The 19,572-nt window shown below is 62.8% G+C and carries 19 protein-coding genes; 9 read left to right on the top strand and 10 right to left on the bottom strand.

The window, feature by feature from the left end; all coding sequences use genetic code 11:
- Window positions 1-14 precede the first annotated feature (14 nt).
- The 8 genes from EFQ99_RS21460 to EFQ99_RS21425 all read left to right on the top strand — a co-directional run bounded on the left by EFQ99_RS21460 (window position 15) and on the right by EFQ99_RS21425 (window position 8,651).
- The gene (locus EFQ99_RS21460; protein WP_126923239.1) at window positions 15-1,412 is read left to right on the top strand and encodes an LLM class flavin-dependent oxidoreductase; all 1,398 of its coding nucleotides are present in this window, start codon (window positions 15-17) and stop codon (window positions 1,410-1,412) included.
- 124 nt (window positions 1,413-1,536) lie between these two features.
- Window positions 1,537-3,147: an ABC transporter substrate-binding protein gene (locus EFQ99_RS21455; RefSeq protein WP_126923238.1), complete on the top strand. Its 1,611-nt coding sequence runs from the start codon at window positions 1,537-1,539 to the stop codon at window positions 3,145-3,147.
- A 40-nt stretch (window positions 3,148-3,187) separates the two neighbouring features.
- Window positions 3,188-4,177 carry an ABC transporter permease gene (locus EFQ99_RS21450; protein WP_126923237.1) on the top strand — a complete coding sequence of 330 codons (990 nt, stop codon included), beginning with the start codon at window positions 3,188-3,190 and terminating at the stop codon, window positions 4,175-4,177.
- A complete protein-coding gene (locus EFQ99_RS21445; RefSeq protein WP_126923236.1) occupies window positions 4,174-5,007 on the top strand; it encodes an ABC transporter permease in 834 nt (277 codons plus the stop codon). Before EFQ99_RS21450 ends, EFQ99_RS21445 begins: the two co-directional genes overlap by 4 nt.
- Window positions 5,004-5,789 carry an ABC transporter ATP-binding protein gene (locus tag EFQ99_RS21440; RefSeq protein WP_126923235.1) on the top strand — a complete coding sequence of 262 codons (786 nt, stop codon included), beginning with the start codon at window positions 5,004-5,006 and terminating at the stop codon, window positions 5,787-5,789. Before EFQ99_RS21445 ends, EFQ99_RS21440 begins: the two co-directional genes overlap by 4 nt.
- On the top strand, window positions 5,786-6,568 hold the full coding sequence (locus EFQ99_RS21435; protein WP_126923234.1) for an ABC transporter ATP-binding protein: 783 nt from the start codon (window positions 5,786-5,788) through the stop codon (window positions 6,566-6,568). Before EFQ99_RS21440 ends, EFQ99_RS21435 begins: the two co-directional genes overlap by 4 nt.
- 13 nt (window positions 6,569-6,581) lie before the next feature.
- Window positions 6,582-7,676, top strand: a complete 1,095-nt coding sequence (locus tag EFQ99_RS21430) for a pyridoxal-phosphate-dependent aminotransferase family protein (RefSeq protein WP_126923233.1) — start codon at window positions 6,582-6,584, stop codon at window positions 7,674-7,676.
- A gap of 105 nt (window positions 7,677-7,781) precedes the next feature.
- A complete protein-coding gene (locus EFQ99_RS21425) occupies window positions 7,782-8,651 on the top strand; it encodes a glycerophosphodiester phosphodiesterase (RefSeq protein WP_126923232.1) in 870 nt (289 codons plus the stop codon).
- Here EFQ99_RS21425 and EFQ99_RS21420 read toward each other — a convergent pair.
- The 7 genes from EFQ99_RS21420 to EFQ99_RS21390 form a co-directional block, all read right to left on the bottom strand.
- Window positions 8,641-9,465 (bottom strand): inositol monophosphatase family protein, encoded by an 825-nt coding sequence (locus EFQ99_RS21420; RefSeq protein WP_126923231.1) that lies wholly within the window; start codon window positions 9,463-9,465, stop codon window positions 8,641-8,643. The genes EFQ99_RS21425 and EFQ99_RS21420 overlap by 11 nt on opposite strands.
- Window positions 9,465-10,469, bottom strand: coding sequence for a LacI family DNA-binding transcriptional regulator (locus tag EFQ99_RS21415; RefSeq protein ID WP_126923230.1), 1,005 nt, complete (start codon window positions 10,467-10,469; stop codon window positions 9,465-9,467). Before EFQ99_RS21415 ends, EFQ99_RS21420 begins: the two co-directional genes overlap by 1 nt.
- A complete protein-coding gene (locus EFQ99_RS21410; protein WP_126923229.1) occupies window positions 10,459-11,232 on the bottom strand; it encodes a glycerophosphodiester phosphodiesterase in 774 nt (257 codons plus the stop codon). Before EFQ99_RS21410 ends, EFQ99_RS21415 begins: the two co-directional genes overlap by 11 nt.
- Window positions 11,232-12,281, bottom strand: a complete 1,050-nt coding sequence (locus EFQ99_RS21405) for an ABC transporter ATP-binding protein (RefSeq protein WP_126923228.1) — start codon at window positions 12,279-12,281, stop codon at window positions 11,232-11,234. The genes EFQ99_RS21410 and EFQ99_RS21405 overlap by 1 nt, the downstream gene beginning before the upstream one ends.
- Window positions 12,281-13,123: a carbohydrate ABC transporter permease gene (locus tag EFQ99_RS21400; protein WP_126923227.1), complete on the bottom strand. Its 843-nt coding sequence runs from the start codon at window positions 13,121-13,123 to the stop codon at window positions 12,281-12,283. Before EFQ99_RS21400 ends, EFQ99_RS21405 begins: the two co-directional genes overlap by 1 nt.
- A 2-nt stretch (window positions 13,124-13,125) precedes the next feature.
- Complete coding sequence (locus EFQ99_RS21395; protein ID WP_126923226.1) at window positions 13,126-14,427, bottom strand: carbohydrate ABC transporter permease; 1,302 nt, start codon at window positions 14,425-14,427, stop codon at window positions 13,126-13,128.
- 63 nt (window positions 14,428-14,490) lie between these two features.
- Window positions 14,491-15,837 (bottom strand): extracellular solute-binding protein, encoded by a 1,347-nt coding sequence (locus tag EFQ99_RS21390; protein ID WP_126923225.1) that lies wholly within the window; start codon window positions 15,835-15,837, stop codon window positions 14,491-14,493.
- A gap of 536 nt (window positions 15,838-16,373) precedes the next feature.
- Between EFQ99_RS21390 and EFQ99_RS21385 the strand changes: the two genes are divergently transcribed.
- Window positions 16,374-16,562, top strand: a complete 189-nt coding sequence (locus EFQ99_RS21385; RefSeq protein ID WP_126923224.1) for a hypothetical protein — start codon at window positions 16,374-16,376, stop codon at window positions 16,560-16,562.
- Window positions 16,563-16,662: 100 nt separating this feature from the next.
- On the opposite strand, the gene EFQ99_RS21380 is transcribed toward EFQ99_RS21385, so the two are convergent.
- The 3 genes from EFQ99_RS21380 to EFQ99_RS21370 all read right to left on the bottom strand — a co-directional run.
- Window positions 16,663-17,496, bottom strand: coding sequence for a sugar phosphate isomerase/epimerase family protein (locus EFQ99_RS21380; RefSeq protein WP_164736419.1), 834 nt, complete (start codon window positions 17,494-17,496; stop codon window positions 16,663-16,665).
- On the bottom strand, window positions 17,493-18,698 hold the full coding sequence (locus EFQ99_RS21375; RefSeq protein WP_126923223.1) for an NAD(P)/FAD-dependent oxidoreductase: 1,206 nt from the start codon (window positions 18,696-18,698) through the stop codon (window positions 17,493-17,495). Before EFQ99_RS21375 ends, EFQ99_RS21380 begins: the two co-directional genes overlap by 4 nt.
- 56 nt (window positions 18,699-18,754) lie before the next feature.
- Window positions 18,755-19,572 (bottom strand): substrate-binding domain-containing protein (locus EFQ99_RS21370; RefSeq protein WP_164736418.1); only part of this gene is annotated, 818 nt, incomplete at its 5' end.

Genomic DNA, 19,572 nt, shown 5'->3' with positions numbered 1-19,572 from the left:
CAAGGAAGAAAGACATGACCCGCGAAATCAGGCTGAACGCCTTCGACATGAATTGCGTCGGACACCAGTCGCCGGGACTCTGGCGCCATCCGCGCGACAAATCCTGGACCTACAAGGATCTCGACTACTGGGTGCATCTGGCAAAGACGCTGGAGCGCGGCAAGTTCGACGGCCTGTTCATCGCTGACGTGCTCGGCGTCTACGACGTGCTGAACGGCAATGTCGATGCCGCACTGCGCCATTCCGCACAGGTGCCGGTCAACGATCCGCTGCAGCTCATCCCGACCATGTCCTACGAGACCGAGCATCTCGGCTTCGGCCTGACGGCATCGCTTTCCTTCGAGCATCCTTACACTTTCGCCCGCCGCATCTCGACGCTCGACCATCTGACCAAAGGCCGCGTCGGCTGGAATATCGTGACCTCCTATCTCAACAGCGGCGCACTCAATATCGGCAAGCCCGCGCAGACGAAACATGACGATCGCTATGATCTCGCCGAGGAATATCTCGAGGTCTGCTACAAGCTCTGGGAGGGTAGCTGGGAGGATGACGCGGTCGTGCGCGACCGGGAAACCGGCATCTTCACCCATCCCGGCAAGGTCCACCCGATCCGCCATGCCGGCAAGCATTTCAACGTGCCCGGCATTCACTTGAGCGAGCCCTCGCCGCAGCGCACCCCAGTGCTCTATCAGGCCGGCGCCTCCAGCCGCGGCAAGGATTTCGCCGGCGCCCATGCCGAATGCATCTTCGTCGCATCGCCCTCGAAACCCGTGCTGAAGCGCTACGTCGCCAATGTCCGCGAGGCGGCCGAACGCGTCGGCCGCAACCCGCGCGAAATCCTCGCCTTCAACCTGCAGACGGTGGTTCTCGGCGAGACGGACGCGGAAGCGCAGCGGAAATTCAACGAATACCGCAAATACGCCTCCTTCGAGGGCGCGCTGACGCTGATCTCAGGCTGGACCGGCATCGATTTCGGCCAGTTCGGGCCGGACGAGGTGCTCCGGCACCGCCACACCAACGCAGTGCAATCGGCCGTCGAGACTTTCACCACGATCGATCCCAACAAGGAGTGGACGGTGCGCGAAATGGCCGAGTGGGTCGGCGTCGGCGGTTTCGGCCCTGTCTTCGTCGGATCGCCGCAGACGGTCGCCGACCTGATGCAGGAATGGGTCGAGGACACCGACGTTGACGGCTTCAACCTCGCCTATGCCGTGACGCCAGAGAGTTTCGAGGATGCCGTCGATCTGCTGGTGCCGGAGCTGCAGAAGCGCGGCGTCTACAAGACCGAATATGCCAAGGGCACACTACGCGAAAAGCTCGGGGGAGCGGGACCGCGGCTTGTCGCGCCGCATCCGGGCGCCAGTTATCGCAATCTCTTCGCCGAACCCGCGCGCCAAGCCGCCAACGGTTGAGGAAATAATGGCTGGGTGACAAAAAAGTGTCTCGCCCAGCCTGACCATTCGAATTTAATTTCTATGATAATAGGCACTTCGCCCTGAATATGGGCATTCGGAATTTCCACGATCAGGAGGGGTCATGACCGTACCATCTATCTCGCGGCGCACGCTGATGAAGGGCACTGCCCTGCTCCTTGCCTCGACAGCGCTCGCCCGGCAGGCGTTCGCTCAGACGGCGCCGAGCGGCGGCAGGCTGATCGTAGCAGCCGATTCCGAGCCGAAGAACCTCAATCCTGCGATCGTCGCCTCGAACGGCGTGTTCTTCGTCGCGAGCAAGGTGATCGAGCCGCTGGCCGAAGCCTCGTTCGACGGCAAGGACGGGCTTGCGCCGCGGCTTGCCACCTCCTGGGAGGGTTCGGCCGACGGTCTTTCCGTCACCTTCAAGCTGCGCGATGGCGTTACCTGGCACGACGGCAAGCCGTTCACCTCGGTCGATGTCGCCTTCTCGGCCCTCAACATCTGGAAGCCGCTGCAGAATCTCGGTCGCCTGGTCTTCGCCAATCTCGAAGCCGTCGATACGCCTGATGATTACACCGCGATCTTCCGCTTCTCCAAGCCGACGCCGTTCCAGCTGATCCGCAATGCGCTGCCTGTCGTGACAAGCGTCGTCGCCAAGCATATTTTCGACGGGACCGATATCGCCACCAATCCGGCCAACAACGCGCTTGTTGGTACCGGCCCGTTCAAGTTCGCCGAATACAAGCCCGGCGAATATTACCGGCTGACGCGCAACGAGAATTACTGGGACAAGGACCAGCCGAAACTCGACGAGATCGTCTTCCGCGTGCTGCCGGACCGTGAGTCGGCGGGTGCGGCACTTGAAGCCGAAGAGATTCAGCTCGCCGCCTTCTCGGCGGTGCCGCTCGCCGATCTCGACCGCATCTCCAAGGTCAACGGCATCAAGGTGATCTCGAAGGGCTACGAGGCTTTGACCTACCAGCTCGTCGTCGAGATCAATCACCGCCGCAAGGAACTCGCCGATCTGAGAGTCCGCCAGGCGATCGCCCAGGCCATCGACAAGAAATTCGTGGTCGACACGATTTTCCTGGGCTACGCCGCTGCCTCGACCGGCCCGGTGCCGAAGAATGCGCCGGAGTTCTATACCTCTGAGGTCGCGACCTATAATTTCGACCCAGTGGCCGCAAACGACATCCTCGACAAGGCCGGATACATCAAGGGAGCGGACGGCAACCGCTTCACGCTGAAGCTCCGTCCTGCACCCTATTTCAACGAGACCCGTCAGTTCGGCGATTACCTTCGCCAGGCGCTGGCCAAGATCGGCATCAATGCTGAGATCGTCAATGCCGATGCGGCCGCGCATCTGAAGGCGGTTTATACCGACCACGATTTCGACCTCGCCGTCGGCCCGCCTGTTTTCCGCGGCGATCCGGCAATCTCGACCACCATTCTCGTCCGGTCCGGCACGCCTGACGGTGTGCCCTTCTCCAACCAGGGCGGCTATGCCAATCCGGAGCTCGACAAGATCATCCAGCAGGCTTCCGAAACCATCGATACGGCGGCGCGCACCGATCTCTACCGCAAGTTCCAGCAGCTTGTCGTCGCTGATCTGCCGCTGATCAACGTCGCGGAATGGGGCTTCATCACCGTTGCGCGCGACACCGTGCTCAACGTCTCCGACAACCCCCGCTGGGCCGTTTCGAACTGGGGCGATACCGCGCTGCAATCGTGATAGGATCGGCGGCAATTCCCTTCCAGAGGCCCTGTCCGGCGTGAAACGAGCCATCATCCTCCTGAGGCGCAGGGCGATCAGCAGCATACCGGTGCTGCTGATCGTGGTGATCTTCACCTTTTTCCTGCTCGAATCCGCTTCGGGCGATGCCGTCGATGCCTATCTCGGCTCTATCGGCGGCGGCGATGCGGCACTCAGGCAGTCGCTGCGCGAAAGCTACGGCCTCGACCGGTCCGTGCTCGCCCGCCTCTGGCTCTATCTCTCTTCGCTGGTGCGGCTCGATCTCGGCTGGTCTGTTGCTTTCAACAGGCCGGTCGGAGCGCTCATCGCAGAACGCCTGCCGAATACGCTGCTCCTGATGGGCAGCGCCACAGCACTCTCCTTCGGTTTCGGTTCGGCGCTCGGCATCCTCGCCGGCGCGCGGCCGGGAAGCCTGCGTGACCGGTTGCTGTCGATCGGCTCGTTGATCGTCTACGCCATTCCGAGCTTCTGGCTCGGGCTTGTCCTCAGCATCGCCTTTTCGGTGAAGCTGCGCTGGCTGCCGATTGCCGGCATCGAGACGATCGCCTCCGGCAAGACGGGATTTGCGCGTGCGCTCGACATTGCGGATCATCTCGTCCTGCCGGTCGGTGCGCTCGCCCTGATCTATCTCGCCTTGTTCCTGCGGGTGATGCGCAGCAGCATGGCCGAGGCGTGGAAACTCGATTTCGTGCTCTTCGCCCGTGCCAAAGGCCTATCGCGCAGCCGCATCGTGCTGCGCCACGTCGCGCGCAATGCGCTGCTGCCGCTCGTCACCATGCTCGGGCTGCAATCGGCAGCGATGCTCGGCGGCAGCGTGGTGATCGAGAGTGTCTTTGCGATTCCCGGTTTCGGGCGGCTGGCGCAGGAAGCGGTCAACGGCCGTGATGCCCCGCTGCTGATGGGCATCATTATCACCAGCGCCGCCCTCGTCATTTCGGTCAATTTCCTCGTCGATCTCGTCTATGCTGCGCTCGACCCGCGCATAGGCGCATCGGAGGGCGGCGCATGAGCTGGCCGCGGCGCCTCCTCCGCAGGCCGGAAGGTCTGGCAGGACTTGCGATCCTTCTCGTCCTGCTGTCGGCCGGCCTGCTCGCCTCTATCATCTCGCCAGGCGATCCGCTGAGAATTGCCGGCCGCGCGCTGCTGGCGCCGTTTACCGATCGGGCTTTCCCGCTGGGTACCGACCGCCTCGGACGCGACGTCCTGGCGGGCCTGCTCTATGGCGCGCGAACCTCGCTTGTCGTCGGTCTCGCAGCGGCGTTTTCGGCCATGATCCTCGGCGTCTGCGTCGGCATGGCGGCCGGTTTTGCCGGCGGGATCGTCGACGAGGCGCTGATGCGCGTGGTCGATGCCTTCCAGATCGTGCCGGGCTTTCTGCTCGCCCTTGCCTTCGTCAGCACCATCGGGGTCTCGACGCCTATCATTGTTCTTGCCATCGCGCTCGGCGCCTGGGCCGACCCGGCGCGGCTGACGAGAGCACAAGTGCTGGCGATCCGCGAGCAGGATTACGTCGCCTCGGCAAGGGTGATCGGCATGCATCCGGCTGAGATCGCTTTCCGGGAAATCCTGCCGAACGCGCTTCCGCCGGTGCTGGCGCTCTCGGCCACCATCGTCGCGGGCGCGATCCTCACCGAGGCGGCGCTCTCCTTCCTCGGTCTCGGCAACCCCAATATCGCCACCTGGGGTTCGATGATCGCCGAGGGCCGCAGCGTGCTGCGTTCGGCATCCTATCTCTCCATCATTCCGGGCGCAGCGCTCGCCGTGACCGTGCTCGGCGTCCATCTCTTCAGCGAAGGGCTCGGCAAGGCGCTCGGCAATGACGGCGCGAGGGCAGCATGAGCGGCATCTTCTGCAGCCTGAAGCAGCTTTCGGTCACCTACGGGCGCGGCGCTGGCGCACTCGACTGCATCGATCTCGATATCCTCACCGGTGAAAGGCTGGCGATCATCGGCGAAAGCGGTTCCGGCAAGAGCACGCTCGCCCGTGCGCTCGCCGGCTTGCTGCCGGAGAGAGCAAAGGTCAGTGGCGAGATCCTCTGGCCCGGGCTTGGTCATCCGCCCCGCCCCGGCCGCGATTTCGGCTTCGTCTTCCAGGACCCGGGCTCCAGCCTCAATCCCGTGCTGACAATCGGCGAGCAGATTGCCGAAGGCGCCAGGCGCCATCTCGGCCTCAGCTGGAAGCAGGCCTATGCCAGAGCTGAGGAGTTGCTCGGGCGGGTGCGAATGCCGCAGCCTGACAAGGCGATGCGGGCTTTTTTCCATCAGCTTTCCGGCGGCCAGCGCCAGCGCGTGGCGATCGCGGCGGCCATCGCCGCAAAGCCGGCGCTGCTGATCGCCGACGAGGCGACGAGCGCGCTCGACGTCGTGGTCCAGGCAGAGATCGTCCGCCTGCTCGACGGGCTGGTGCGCGAGGACGGCACGACGCTGCTCTTCATCACCCACGACATCGCGCTCGCTTCCGGCTTCGTCGATCGCATCGCCGTCTTCCAAAATTCGAGGCTGGTCGAGGCCGGGCCTGTCCGTTCGGTGATTTCGGCCCCGGAAAACGACTATACTGCCGCGCTCATCGCCAGCCATCGCGATCTTGCGACGCCGCCGCTGGTTGCGGAGGCGGCGTCATGAGCGATGTGCTGCTTTCCATCGAGAACCTGTCGAAAGGTTTTTCCTCCTCCGGCCGCCGGATTGCCGCCCTCGACAATGTTTCGCTGACGATCGCAGCCGGGGAAACCCTCGGTCTCGTCGGCGCCTCCGGCAGCGGAAAATCGACGCTGTCGCGCGTCCTGCTGCGGCTGCTTGCCGCCGATACTGGTGCGATCGGCTTCGAGGGGGAGGATTGGCTCGCCTTGAAAGGTGCCGCGCTTCGCCGCAAGCGGGCGCGTATGCAGATGGTGTTCCAGGACCCGCTTGCCGCCTTCAATCCGCTGGCAGCCGTGGATACTGTGCTCGACGATCCGCTGCGCATCCATGACGTCGTCCCACGGGACCGGCGCGCCAGCGAGATCGCGATGCTTCTCGAACGCGTCGGCCTGCCCGCCGATTATGCCTTTCGCCCTGTAAGATCGCTTTCCGGCGGCCAGCGCCAGCGCGTGGCGATTGCCCGGGCGATAGCGACGCGGCCCTCGTTGCTGGTGCTCGACGAAGCGGTGTCTGCACTCGACGTCACCGTGCGCGGCAGGATTCTCGAGCTTCTGGTCGACCTGCAAAGGGAAATGGGTATCGCTTGCCTCTTCATTTCGCACGATCTTGCCGTGGTCCGCGCCGTCTCCCACCGCATCGCCGTCATGGATGGCGGGCGGATCGTGGAAACCGGTCCTGCGGCATCCGTCGTTGCCGCGCCGCAATCCGATGCCGCCCGTGCGCTTGTTGCCGCCGTCCCCCGTCTCGTGACCGAACCGTCCTGAAGGAGCAGTCGTCATGCCCGATCCCGGTTGGAATCCCCTGCACGGTGTCCCCTCCTATCCCGCGGAGCACTATGCCTGCCTCGCCGACAGGATCGGCAGGATATTGCTGAGCCGCAACGATATCGTATTCGTCCAGGCCGAGGCCGTCGTCGCGCTGGAAGCCGTGGCCGCCAGCCTTGCCCGCCCCGGCCTTTCGGCCCTCAATATCGTCACCAGCTCTTATGGCGGCTGGTTCGGGCAATGGCTGCGCCGGGGCGGTGCGACGGTCAGGGAAATCGTTGCCGAACCAGGCCTGCCGATTGAGATCGAAGCCGTGGCCAAAGCACTAAACGCGGCTCCTCACATCGATGTGCTCGCCCTGGTTCATGCCGAATCCGCGAGCGGTATTCTCAATCCTTTGCCCGAGATCCTGGCGCTCGCACGTGCCCGCGGCATCGTCACCGTCGTCGATGCGGTCGCCTCGGTCGGCGGCCATCCACTCTCCGTCGACGCTCTCGGCATCGACATCGCAGTGATCGGCCCGCAGAAGGCGCTCGCCGGTCCCGCTGGGATATCCGCGCTCTCTGTCAGCCGCCGCGCCTGGGAGCTGATCCTGAGGGACGGCGCACCGCGCGATTCGATCCTGTCGCTGGCCGATCTGAAGGTGTGGCTCGACGGCGGCCGGCGTGATCTGCCCGGAACGCCGGCGCCGCTGGAATTCTTCGCGCTGGAAGCGGCACTCGACCGCATCGAGGCCGAAGGGCTGGAAAACGTTATCGCCCGTCACGCGCTGGCGGCATCGGCGACACAGGCGGGGCTTGCAGCACTCGGTGCTGGGGCTTGGGTGCCGCCGGCAAAGGCCTCGAACCTGGTGACGGCGGTGCCTGTACCCGAAACGCTCACGCCCGCTTCGCTGATCGCAACCGCCGTGCGCGTGGGCGTCGAGCTCACGGAAGGCGTGGGAACCGCTCCGGCCCGTCTGATACGGTTCAACCACACCGGCCCGCGCGCCACATTGCAGACGGTGCTTTCGAATGTCGTGGCTTATGGAATTGCGCTCAGGCAGGCCGGCCATTCCGCGGATATATCAGCCGCCTCCGAGGCGATCGCCGCGGCTTATAGCCGCTGAGGTCCGGCCGGCCTGGCGAAAACTGTCCGGCATCCCGATGAAAGCATTTTTCGGCCCTTGAGAATCGGCAGCAGTCAAGGCAGGAGATTGGCATCGCGGAGGCTGATGCAGATGACTGACGTGGCGAATGTTCAGGGCCTTGAGATTTCGCATGAGGGGCATCGCACCCGGCTGAAATGGCATCGGCTGCGCAAGCGCTTTGCCGATCCGCTGTTCTCAGCCGAGGTGATGGCGGAGGGTTTTGCGGCTGGCGCTTCGATGGAGCTCGATCTGCGCGTGCGCGCCGATGGCGGCTTCGTCGTGCTGCACGATAGAGAGCTCGAAGGCGAGACGACGGGCCATGGACCGATCGCCGAGAAGAGCATCGATGACTTCAGCGGTGTGCTGATGAAGGAAGGCGGACGGCCGCTGATCCTCAGTGAGGATCTCGCCGCGATGATGCAATCGACGCATCCGGACGCACTGCTGCAATTCGACATGAAGGACGATTATGAAGCGATCGGTGCCAAAGGCATTGAGCATCTTGCCGCGCACTTCCGGGATGTCGCCGCATCGGTGATCGTCAGCGGCGGCAGCCTCGATCTCATCGTTGCCGTCAAGGAGAAGCTGCCGCACCTGCTGCGCGGCATCGATCCCACCGACAAGCTCTATGACATCTGGAAGGCCAATGGCTGGAAGGCGGTCGAGGCGGAATTGCGCGCCGACCTCACCGGCCCGACCGAACCGGACACGGTCTATCTGCACTGGCGTTTGATTCTGGATGCCGCCAAAGAGGGGCTCGATATGATCGCGCTCTGCCAGGACCACGGCAAACGCGTCGATGCCTGGACCTTCACCCTGAAGGATCCGGAGGCCGGGTTCAGCGAGGAGGAATGGCTGAACTTCTCGGCGCTGATGGCGCTCAAGCCGGATCAGATCACCACCGACGAGGCGCCGGCGACCGAACGCGCATGGCGCAGGCGCATTAACGAGTAACGGGCGCCAGTCCTTCGAGATCGAGGATGAAGGCGAATTCGCCGGCAAGGCCGGGCGAATGGGCAATGACTGGTCCGCCATCCGCAAGCAGTCTTTCAACCGGCGGCATTGCCACCATCGCACCGGCTTCTCTAGCGATCAGCGCGCCAGCGAGCATGTCCCACGCGTTGAGATGGCGTTCGTAATAGAGATCGGCAGTGCCTTCGGCGACGCGGACGAGATCGATGGCGGCGGCACCCATGCGGCGATAGTCCATGCCGCGTTCGTGGAGCCGCCTGGAGAGTGCGAGATGATCGTCGAAGCTTGTCTTGCGGGAATGACCGAGAATGACGAGCGCATTGGCCGGATCGGCGGTCGCCGCCGCATGGACCGGCCTGCCGTCCTTGAAGGCACCGCCGCCGCTGACGGCGTGGAAGACCTTATCCTCGGCGGCGTCGTAGACCACGCCGATCTCGACGTTGCCGCTCGCGACGAAGGCGATCGAGACGCCCCAGTGGCGGAAGCCCCTGATATAATTGGTCGTGCCGTCGATCGGATCGACCACCCAGGTGCCGGTCCCACCCGATTGCCCGCCGCTCTCCTCTCCCATGAAGGTATCGTTCGGAAAGCGTGACAGCAGCCCGTCGCGAATGGCCTGCTCGGCCCTTCTGTCGGCGACGGTGACGAAATCCTGCAATCCTTTGTTCTCGACGGCCAGTGTGCCGGGATTGGAGTCGCGCCGGAACCGGGCTGCTTCCCGTCCGACCTCGAGAGCGATGGTGATCGCGACCTCCGCCCGTGCGCGGAAGGCGGCGGCGTCGAATGCGGGTTTCATCAGGCAGTCCTTCTTTCTATCAGTGTCACCGGCGTGAATTCGACACGCGCCGTTAAATCCGGTTCTGCGATCCGGCTCATCAGCAGATCGACCGTCTGTTCGGCCTGGAGATCGCAGGGTTGGCGAATGGTCGTAAGCTCGTAGGCGCTCCAGCTCGCCTGCGGAATATCGTCATGGCCGATGATGGCAAGCGGCGGCGCGTCATCGCGGCCGCGGCCCTGCATGATGCGGTCGACCACGCCGCAGGCCATGTAGTCGTTGGCGCAGAACAGCCCGTCGATGCCCGACGCGGCAAGCTCGCCCGCCGCATCATAGCCGCTTCGGTAGTCGTTGATCCTGACATGCAGAAACTCAGCCTCGACGCCGAGTTGCTTGCAGCGCGCGACGAAGGCCTCGCTGCGACGCCGCGCCGTATAGGATATCGCGGACGCCGCCATCACGGCGGGCTTTCGTACACCGCTGTCGATCAGGTGACTTGCCGCCAGATGCCCGGCCATGCGGTCGTCGGAGATGATGCGGTCGACGAAGGGAATGTCGTCGCCCTTGTTGATCAGCACGATCGGCACGCCTTCGGCCGCGCACTGTTCGCAGATCTCGGTCGGCGGAGCGTCCGAGGTGACGATGACGCCCGAGACCGCGTAATGCAGCAATTGGCCGATAACCGTCGAGGTATCCGCCTCCGGCGAGGTCGGCAGCAGGATGGGGCGGAAATTGCGGGCGAGCAGCGCTCTTGCGAGGTGCTCGATCTGCAACGTGCGGAACGGATTGTCGAGGCCGGCGGCGACGAGGCCGACGAGATCGGAGCGCTTGTTGGTGAGGCTTCGGGCGAGATAATTCACCCGATAGCCGAGTTCCTTGGCGGCCTGATAGACTTTTTCGCGGGTCTTCGGGGAGACGCTGGCATCCGGCGTGAAAGCGCGCGAGACGGCGGCGCGCGAGACGCCGGCGACACGCGCCACGTCGAAGGAGGTTACCTTGCGCGGTCCCTTGTCCCTATCTGCCAACTGCCTTTTCCCTCTCTGCCGACGGCCGCATCAGATCGGGCAGATCCGTGCAGATGCCGAGAACCGGAAGCTTCATGATCTCACCGAGAATGGCCGGTCGCTCCTCGTGCCAGAGCACGATTTCGCGGCCCGCTTCGAAGGCGCGGCGCATCAACGTGTCGGTGACCAGGTCTTGCGGCCGTTCCCCTGCCCTCTCCCAACAAAGATGCAGGATATCGGCACCGGCCTCGTCGCCGAGAGCATGCGGATCGTGGCCGACACGGACCAGCACCGAGAGCGGAAATTCGCAGCCTGCGTCACGGAGTTCGCGCACCTGCGCCGTATCGAAGGAACCAAGGCAGGCGAAACGCTGGTTCATTTCGACAAGACGGCGCCAGCAGAGCATGCCGGTTCCGGGCGCCTTGAGTTCGACATAGAGGCCGGTTCCCGTCTTGCGCCCGAGGGCGGCGACCTCCGAAAAACTCGGGACATCGACGCCGTCAAGCGCGGCGAGCTCGGCGGCCGTCATCTCGGAAATGCGCCGGTCGATGCCGAAGACGCGTTCCAGATGGTCGTCATGCGAAACGACGACGACGCTGTCTTTGGTCAGCTGCGTGTCGAGCTCCCACATCTCCGCGCCAAGTTCGGCGGCGCGCCGGAAGGCGGCAATCGTGTTCTCGCGTTCATGGCCGCTGGCGCCGCGATGGCCGATGCAGAAGGGCAGCCGGCCCTTGGTCGTTGGCCAGGCGTAACGCGCAAAAAACGGAGAGAAATCACGGGTCATCAGAGCCTCCTGCCATTTTCGTCGAAGACGAGCACGCCGCGGCTGTCGATCGCCCAACGGACATCGTCGCCGACATGGACGTCGTTGCGGACCGGTTGGATGGAGCGGAGCAGCGAACCTCCGTTAAGCTGCACGTCGTAGAGATTTTCACGGCCCTGCGTCTCGGCGAAGGTGACCTTGCCAGCAACGGCGACGTCGCCGGCCGGGTTGAAATGCTCGGGCCGCACACCGAGGGTGAGCTTCGTGCCTTCGGCGGCATTGACCGAAACCGGAACGCGGATCTCGCTTTCCGGCATGGTGAAGGCGCCGTTCTGCATGATGCCGCGCAGGAAGGTGATCGGCGGATTGCCGAGGAAACCGGCGACGAAAGCGGTGCGAGGATCGTTGTACATCTCGGCCGGCGTGGCAATCTGGACGATCTCGCCTTCCTTCATGATGGCGATGCGGTCGCACATGCTCATCGCCTCCACCTGATCGTGGGTGACGAGGATGGCGGTGATGCCGGTCTCGCGCTGCAGGCGGCGGATCTCCGAGCGCATTTCGAGGCGAAGTTTGGCGTCGAGATTGGCGAGCGGCTCGTCGAGCAGCAGCACGTCGGGTTTGCGGATCAGCGCGCGCGCCAGCGCCACGCGCTGCTGCTGGCCACCGGAAAGCTCGGCCGGCCGTCGGCCCATCAGGTTGCCGATCTGGACGAGGGCGGCGATCCGGTCGACTTCCTTGCGGATTTCGGCAGCCGGCATCCCTTTGACCTTCAGGGGAAAGCCGATGTTTTCAGTAACCGTCATATGCGGATAGAGCGCATAGGACTGGAAGACGACGCCGACATTGCGGGCCTGGCTCGGCAGGTCGGTGACATCGCGGTCGCCGAAGAGAATGCGTCCGCCGGTCGGCCGGTGAATGCCGCAGATGGAAAAGAGCGTCGTCGATTTGCCGCAGCCGGAGGGGCCGAGCAGCGCCAGCATCTCGCCGCTGCCGACTTCGAGCCGCATGTTCTCGATGACTTTGGTCGAGCCGAAGCTCTTCGAAAAATTGTCGAGGAGGATGCGCATCAGCCTTTGCTCCCGCCGCCGTAGATATTCATGAGATATTTGTTGAAGAGCGCATAAGCGATCAGAACCGGAACGAGGTAGAAGAGGCCGACCGCCTTGAACATGTTGAAATCGTAATTGTTGTCGTCGGCGAGGAAACCCGCGAGATAGACCGAGAGCACCTGCACCTCATTGCCTGGCGCCAGCACCTGCGGCAGGATGAACTCGCCCCAGCCGGCGAGGAAGGAGAACAGGCCGAGCGCCATGATGCCGGGCTTGACCTGTGGCAGCACGAGGCTCTTCCAGACACGGAAACGCGAGGCGCCGTCGACGACGCCGGCCATTTCGATTTCCCACGGCACGGTGTCGTAGAAGCCCTTCATCAGCCAGATGCCGAGCGGCAGGTCGATCGCCGCCTTCACCAGGATGACGCCGATCAGCGAATTGTAGAGGCCGATCATCTGCAGCACGATGAAGATGGCAATGATCAGCGTCACCGACGGGAAGGCGTGCAGCACCATGACGCCGGCGAGGAAGAAGCCTCGCGCCGGCACGTTCAATCGCGAGAGAACGTAACCCGCCATCGACGATATTAGGAGCACGAGACTGGTGGTGCAGGCCGAAAACAGCAGCGTGTTCACAGTCACCTGCCAGATGTTGGCCTTGCCCGCCGTCGTCTGCCACAGGAAGCGCCAGTGCTGGAGCGTGAAGCCGGAAGGCAGCAGCGCGTCCGGCTGCTTCACCGTCACGGTGTCGAGGAAGAGATAGACGTACATCAGGAGCAGCGGCAGGCTGATGATGGTCAGTGCCGATATGACAGGCCAGCTGCGGTAATTTGCCGATGGCTGCGATCGTTCGGCCATGGTCAATCCTCGATCAGGGGCTTGGCGACAAGCGTGCCGTAGTTGAAGACGCGCAGGTAGAGCAGCGACAGCGTCACGCCGATGACGACGAGCACCAGCGCCATGGCGGCCCCCAGCCCGTATTCGAGATTGCCGGCATAGTTTCTCAATGCGGTATGATAGGCGGCGAGCGCCCAGATCTCGGTCGAATTACCCGGCCCGCCATTTGTCGAAAGCAGGGTTTCGTTGAAGGAGGCGAGCAACGACAGCGTCTGGTAGCAGGTGACGAAGAGGATCGGCCAGCGCATCTGCGGCAGGATGATGTAGCGGATCTGCTGCCAGCGTGAGGCGCCGTCGACCTCGCTCGCATAAAACTGGCTCTTCGGAATGGCCTTCATCGCCGAGGAGAAGACCAGCATGCCCATCGAGGCTCCGATGAAGCCGTTGATCAGCACGACGAAGAACCAGGCATGATAGGCGGTGTCGAGCAGATAATTCTTCGGGGGATAGCCGAATTTGCCCATCAGCACCGAAATGAAGCCGGTATCCCAGGCGAGCCATTTCCACAGCATCACATAGATGACGACCGGAGTGATGCGCGGCAGCAGCCAAATGCCGCGGAAGATCGAGGCTGGCGTCGGCGGCATGTAATGCGTCCAGATCGCCAGCAGCAGCGCGTAGCCGACATTGAAGAGCATCAGAACCAGGGCGACGTAGAGCGCCGTATTAAAAAGCACGCGCGCCATGTCGGGCGAGGTGGCGATGCGCGAGAAATTGTCGGTCGTCCAGGTCCAGCCGGTATAAGTGGCGCCTGCGACGGTTTCCTTCTGTTCCGGCGTCAGCTTGAGGCCCAGCGTATCGAGAGCCGAAAAGAGCTCACCCTTGCTGTCGAAGCGTGTGTTGACGACGGAGCGGTTGAACTGTTCGGAAATCTGCTTGACGTCGCGCGTCGAAGGCCGTTCGGCAAGATCCTTGATCATGCGCTCGGCGTCGCGCCGCGTCGGGAAGACTTCGCCATTGTGTTTGGCGCGCAATTCCGCGGCGATGCCGGGCGCCAGCCCGAGGCCTTCCACGGATTTGAGGCCCGCCTCATCGATCGCATAGCGCGGTTCGGCCAATTCGGCGGCGATGTCGGGCATTGCCGATTTCAGCGTGATCAGCGAATTGGGGGCGATCTGGTAGACCCCGCCCGATATGCCCGTCGCGGTCGACATGTTGGTCATCGAGAAGACCGCCGTCAGAACGACCGGCAGCAGGAAGAAGAGGACGATCATGATCGCCGCGGGTGCGATCATCACCAGTCCGAGTCTTCTGGACGATTTCATGGAAGCCTCCTCGCGGGATCGACCGGGCGGCGGGTTGCCGCCGCCCGGAGGAATGCTTCAGTCTTAGCGGATGACGATCTTGTCGCCGAGCGTGCTCTTCAGCTCGCTCTCGGCGTCGCCGATGGCGGCGTCGACGGTCTTGGCACCGGTCCAGGATGCTTCGAGGTTCTTCCACATGATGTTCCAATATTTGCCGAAATCGGAATTGTTCGGCATCGCATTGGCATGCGGCAACAGGCGCTCGGTCGCTTCGCGGGTCCAGCGGTCGGCCGAGTAGAAGTCGACTTCCGATTCCGCCTCGGAAATGCCGAGATGGGCTGACTTGACCGCGTGCAGCGCGTTGATGCGCGGCTCGGAGGCGATGGTGATCAGCTGGGCTGCGATATCGGTGTCTTCCTTGTCGTGACCTGCGGTCAGGAGGTAGACGAGCGGATGGGTCAGCGTGTTGGCCTTGCCGCCTTCGCCGGCGGGGATCAGCGTGAAGATCACGTTGCCGAAGAAGTCCTTGAGACCTTCCTGGTTGACGAGGCGGGCATAGTGCCAGGTGCCGCCGTCCCAGATGCCGGCCTTGCCGGTGGCGACTTCTTTCCACCACTGGTCGCCCGGCATACCGATGTGGTTCTTCTTGGTGACGCCTGCCTTAACGGCGTCGGCGAAGAACTGATAGGTGCGGGTCATGGCGGCCTTGTCGAAAACGAGTTTGCCGTTTTCTTCCATCGTGCCGCCGAACGAAGTGTAGAACTGCCAATAGTCAGGGCCGTTGCTGGTGCGCGGATAGAAGCCGTAGCCCGGCTGGACGAGACCCTTGTCCTGCATTTTCTTGGCGTCTTCGAGCAGGTTCTTCATCGTATACTTGCCGTCCTGAACGCTCTGCGGCAGCGCGTCCAGATCGGCGTCGCTGTAGCCGATTGCCTTCATATAAGGCTTCCAGAAGAACATCGGGCGGGATTCGGCGTCCTGCGGGACACCGTAGACGGCGCCGTTGTAGGAGGCGATCTTCAACAGGTTTTCATAGATGCCGTTGAGCGGCCAGGCGTCGAGATCGACGTAATCCTCGACCGGAACGATGAGGCCGGCCTGCGACCACGGCGCAATATCTTCATGGCCGCTGACGACGATGTTCGGGGCGGTCTTGGCTTCGGCGGCAAGGGTCAGCGCCTGTTTGAAGTCGTCCCAGCCGGAATAGGCCTTCTTCTCGACGGTGATTTTCAGGTCTTCGCCCTTGAGAGAGGCCTGGCGCTGCAGCTGCTGGGCTGCGATCTCGATGGCGTCGAGGCGATAGACGTCGTTGGGGCCGGTGCCGCCGGCCCAGACGCCGATGTGAACGTCCTTGGCGAGTGCAAAAGCAGAGGTCGAGGCCAGGATGGCGGCTGCGACGGTAAGGGATTTCAATGTCGGCAAAATGGTCATCTTCTTCGTCTCCCTGGAAGAGCGGTGTGAGGCCTCTTGGCGGGTCATCACCGGTTTTGACGACCGTTCCGAAGACCCCGCGAGAACGTGGCGTATCCTGCTCTAGGGGGTGAACGTAACGACCGAGTGACAAAATTGAGCACGTGTGCAAAAATTATTATGACGATGTTCTCGACGTGGTCAATTGCCGATGCAGAGGCGACATCGGTTCCGGGTGAAAATCAGTATCGATGGCGATCTTGAAGGCTTGAATGAGGTGCCCCCTTGCCTCCTTTTTCCCAATCAGCTATTGGTAGTGCAGGAACCAACCAACAATGGAGGCGTGCAATGACAGATATTTCTTCGTCCAACGCCTCTTTGGCATAGGCTTCCGAAGCTCCTACCCTCGATCACATCCGAGACCTTTCAAGCTTCACCATCCGAAGACGGCACGCGTTTCGCACGCAGCCTCTGCGCACGGCGACGTCCGCGCGATACGGCGCTGCGCTCTTCAGGTTTGAAAGAAGGGCGGTTCAGAATTCTGACCGCGATTGATCATGAACAATCAGCACGCCGGCGAGAGCCTGGCGACATCCATGAGCGAGCTTTGCTCGCGATTTAGCTTTCGAGAGATTCTTGTCGCAACCGTCATTGCCCGGTGGAAACGCCGTCGCATGGCAAACAGCCTCGGCCCCTTTCCATCATGGCTGCGCCGCGATCTCGCTTTGTCCGACGAACAGGTCTGAGTCCTCGTGATTTTCGCCGGGCGAATTGTATCCGACAGGGATGGTTCGATGCGAAAACCATCCCTGTTCGGCTTATCGCCAGCCACACTTGGGGTAGAAATCAGGAAATCCCCGCCCAGAGATCGCGAAGCATCTGCCGCAGCAACAATGCTTCCGTCCATCGATCGGTGCTGTCGTTGCCGTCGCGCCCGGTGATCGCGTAGGGCTTTGGTCCGAGTTCGCATGTAAAAACCAGTTCGGCGTTCGAAGCCGCACGACTGCGCCACTCTCGCATGCCGAGGTCCCACCATTGAAGGAACAGATCGACCCAGGGCCGATGGTGCGGAAACGAGATCTCGATCTGCACCTGCTCGCACGAACCGACCCGGCCATGGAAAGCCCGGGCATTGCGCAGGATGCGATGGATCATGGCATGGCTTTCCGCATCGACCGGATAAGGAAATTCGCGTGCGACGAGGAAATGCGACAGGTCGGCAAGCAGCGGCAGATCAGGCCGCCGCTCCAGCAGGTCCAGGGTGAAGAACAGGTCCGTCGTCATCCTGTCGCGGTGGGTCTCGATGAACACGGGAATGCCGGCATCCTCGGCGAGCTGCATCCAGCCGTCCAGAAGTGGCAGGCAATCCTCGATGCGGCGCAGACGGATATCGGGTTGCAGGTTGATGTGGCTGACCGGAAATTCAACGGCAAGCTCGAGCGGCAGACGCAAATCCTCGACACTGCGCGGGAAGCAAATGCCTTCGACCTTCAATCCGGTCCCTCGGATCGCTTCATTCAGCCTGATGGTCTCGATCCGGTTGGTATAATGTGCGCTGATGCCATCGAAGCCAGCCTCTGCGATCATCGCGATGTTTTCGTCAAGGCTGCGCTCATACCCATCCGTATGTCTTCGCTCCATGGCCCAGAGCGACTGGAAAATCAGCAGCTTCTGCATCATGCGGCCCTTGTGCCTTTCAGCAGAGCCTTGAGGTTCAGGCTCGGATCGGCCAGGGCGGCTGGTTCGGGATTGATGCCGGCTGCAATCAACATCTCCGCAAGCTTGATGTCCTTGGCGACGCCATTGCCGACGCCAAGACCGGCTGCAGCAACGAGCCGGCTTGCATCAAGATAGAATTCAAGCTCGCCGTCGATAGTGGCACGCAGCACGCTTTGATGTGTCGGCTGCGGCAGCCCGACGACCTGGAGGCCGAGATCATACTGGTCCGACCAGAACCAGGGGAGTGCGGCGAAAGCTTCCGCGGCACCGATCATGTTGCGTGCCGCAGTCTCGGCCTGGGCCCTCGCATTTCGCCAACTCTCGAAACGCATGTGGCCTCCATCGGGCTGGCCCACGGCAGCGCAGTCGCCCGCCGCAAATATGTTCGGCCTGCTGGTTCGAAGATGGACATCCGTCAAGATCCCGTTTCCCGTCGATAATCCGGCCTCGTGCGCCAACGCAATATCCGGGGCAACGCCGATTGCGCTGACAACAAGATCGGCTCGAACCACGCGGCCATCAGTCAGGATGACGCCATCCTCCGTGATCCCAGCCACGCCGCGGTCCAGGTGAAATTCGACGCCCTCGGCTACGTGCCTGGCATGCAGCTTTTCTGCAAAGCGTGGAGGGACGGCGCGTCCCAGGGGCTTCGGTGCCGCTTCGATGACACTGACGGCGATATCTTTGCCGCGAAGGACTGAAGCAAGCTCCATGCCGATCAGGCCGCCGCCGATGACGGCAACGTTGCGGCCGGCCCTGGCATTGGCGAAGATCGCTTCGGCATCGGCATGGCTGCGAAAGTCGAGTGTGCGTTCCCTGCCAGGGCAGGTAAGCCGCCTCGGCCGCGCGCCGGTGGCGAAGAGCAGCTTTTCATAAGCCACCACCCGTCCATTACTCAGGGTTACGGCGCCGGCTTCGGTATCGACCTTCGAGGCCGACAGCCCTTTAATATAATCGATGCCGGCGGCCTCGAGCATGTCTTCCGTACAGATCAGCTTCATCTGCACCGCACCGCTCGCAGGCTTCGACAGCGGCGGCCGTTCATATGGCAGATGGGGCTCGGCGCCGACCAGTTTGATGGATCGGGAATATCCCGCCTCTCGTAGCGCGAATGCTGCGCGCGTGCCGCATTCCCCCGCGCCGATGATGACGATGCCGTTCATTGTGCTCTCCGAAAAAAGGCCGGCGCTCGTGAGGAAGAGACGCCGGCCAGGCAGGTTCAGTTCTGGTGTGCGTACTCGGCCATGTTTGTGGGCGTGACCAATTCGAACGGCACCATGACCTGCTTGTCGACGCTGTTACCGCGGGCAAGCGCGACGGCAGCATCGAGCGCCCCGGCGGACTGCCCCTTGGCATTCTGGAACACGGTGACGTCAAGATCGCCGTTCGCCATGGCGGCCAGGGCATCCTGCGTTGCGTCGATACCGACCACAACGACACTGTCCATCGACACCCCCGCGGCCTTGAGTGCCTGGATCGCGCCGATCGCCATCTCGTCATTGTTGGCAAAGACCGCGTCGATAGGACGGCCTGCGGTGATCCAGTTCGTGGTCAGGTCCATCGCATTGGTCCGCGTCCAGGCGGCGGATTGCTCGTCGGCGATGGTCACACCCTTGCAATCACCTGCCGCGAGCGTTTTCTTGACCGACGAGGTGCGGTCGCGCGAGGCCTGGTGGGCAAGATCGCCCATAAGAATGTAGGCCTGTGCGTCGCCTGCCTTTCCATTCTTCTTCAAGAGCGCACAGGCGGCCTCGGCGCCCAGTCGTCCCGAGTCGGTTTCCTTGGAGCCGACATAGGCCTGCTTCTCGGGAAGCCGGTCGATATTGTCCGGCTGAAGATTGAGATAGACGAGCGGAATGCCGGCTTTTTGCGCCGCTTCGCTGATGCCAGGTGCCGCGGAAGTATCCGCCAGTGTCACGATAATCGCATCGACGCCCGCTGCGATGAAATTGTTGACCTGGTTGAGCTGCTTGGAGACGTCGGTCTGCGCATCCTCGATCTGGAGGCTGACCCCGCCCACCTGGGTAGCTCTTGCGC

The sequence above is a fragment of the Rhizobium vallis genome (assembly GCF_003985155.1).
GTDB lineage: Bacteria > Pseudomonadota > Alphaproteobacteria > Rhizobiales > Rhizobiaceae > Rhizobium > Rhizobium vallis.
This window is presented reverse-complemented; position numbering and strand designations above follow the sequence as displayed.

Coding starts and splice junctions, on each gene's coding strand:
- EFQ99_RS21385 (WP_126923224.1), top strand. CDS start 16,374: ATGAACAATCAGCACGCCGGCGAGAGCCTGGCGACATCCATGAGCGAG.
- EFQ99_RS21445 (WP_126923236.1), top strand. CDS start 4,174: ATGAGCTGGCCGCGGCGCCTCCTCCGCAGGCCGGAAGGTCTGGCAGGA.
- EFQ99_RS21410 (WP_126923229.1), bottom strand. CDS start 11,232: ATGACCCGTGATTTCTCTCCGTTTTTTGCGCGTTACGCCTGGCCAACG.
- EFQ99_RS21405 (WP_126923228.1), bottom strand. CDS start 12,281: ATGCGCATCCTCCTCGACAATTTTTCGAAGAGCTTCGGCTCGACCAAA.
- EFQ99_RS21400 (WP_126923227.1), bottom strand. CDS start 13,123: ATGGCCGAACGATCGCAGCCATCGGCAAATTACCGCAGCTGGCCTGTC.
- EFQ99_RS21460 (WP_126923239.1), top strand. CDS start 15: ATGACCCGCGAAATCAGGCTGAACGCCTTCGACATGAATTGCGTCGGA.
- EFQ99_RS21395 (WP_126923226.1), bottom strand. CDS start 14,427: ATGAAATCGTCCAGAAGACTCGGACTGGTGATGATCGCACCCGCGGCG.
- EFQ99_RS21455 (WP_126923238.1), top strand. CDS start 1,537: ATGACCGTACCATCTATCTCGCGGCGCACGCTGATGAAGGGCACTGCC.
- EFQ99_RS21390 (WP_126923225.1), bottom strand. CDS start 15,837: ATGACCATTTTGCCGACATTGAAATCCCTTACCGTCGCAGCCGCCATC.
- EFQ99_RS21435 (WP_126923234.1), top strand. CDS start 5,786: ATGAGCGATGTGCTGCTTTCCATCGAGAACCTGTCGAAAGGTTTTTCC.
- EFQ99_RS21440 (WP_126923235.1), top strand. CDS start 5,004: ATGAGCGGCATCTTCTGCAGCCTGAAGCAGCTTTCGGTCACCTACGGG.
- EFQ99_RS21430 (WP_126923233.1), top strand. CDS start 6,582: ATGCCCGATCCCGGTTGGAATCCCCTGCACGGTGTCCCCTCCTATCCC.
- EFQ99_RS21425 (WP_126923232.1), top strand. CDS start 7,782: ATGCAGATGACTGACGTGGCGAATGTTCAGGGCCTTGAGATTTCGCAT.
- EFQ99_RS21375 (WP_126923223.1), bottom strand. CDS start 18,698: ATGAACGGCATCGTCATCATCGGCGCGGGGGAATGCGGCACGCGCGCA.
- EFQ99_RS21380 (WP_164736419.1), bottom strand. CDS start 17,496: ATGATGCAGAAGCTGCTGATTTTCCAGTCGCTCTGGGCCATGGAGCGA.
- EFQ99_RS21420 (WP_126923231.1), bottom strand. CDS start 9,465: ATGAAACCCGCATTCGACGCCGCCGCCTTCCGCGCACGGGCGGAGGTC.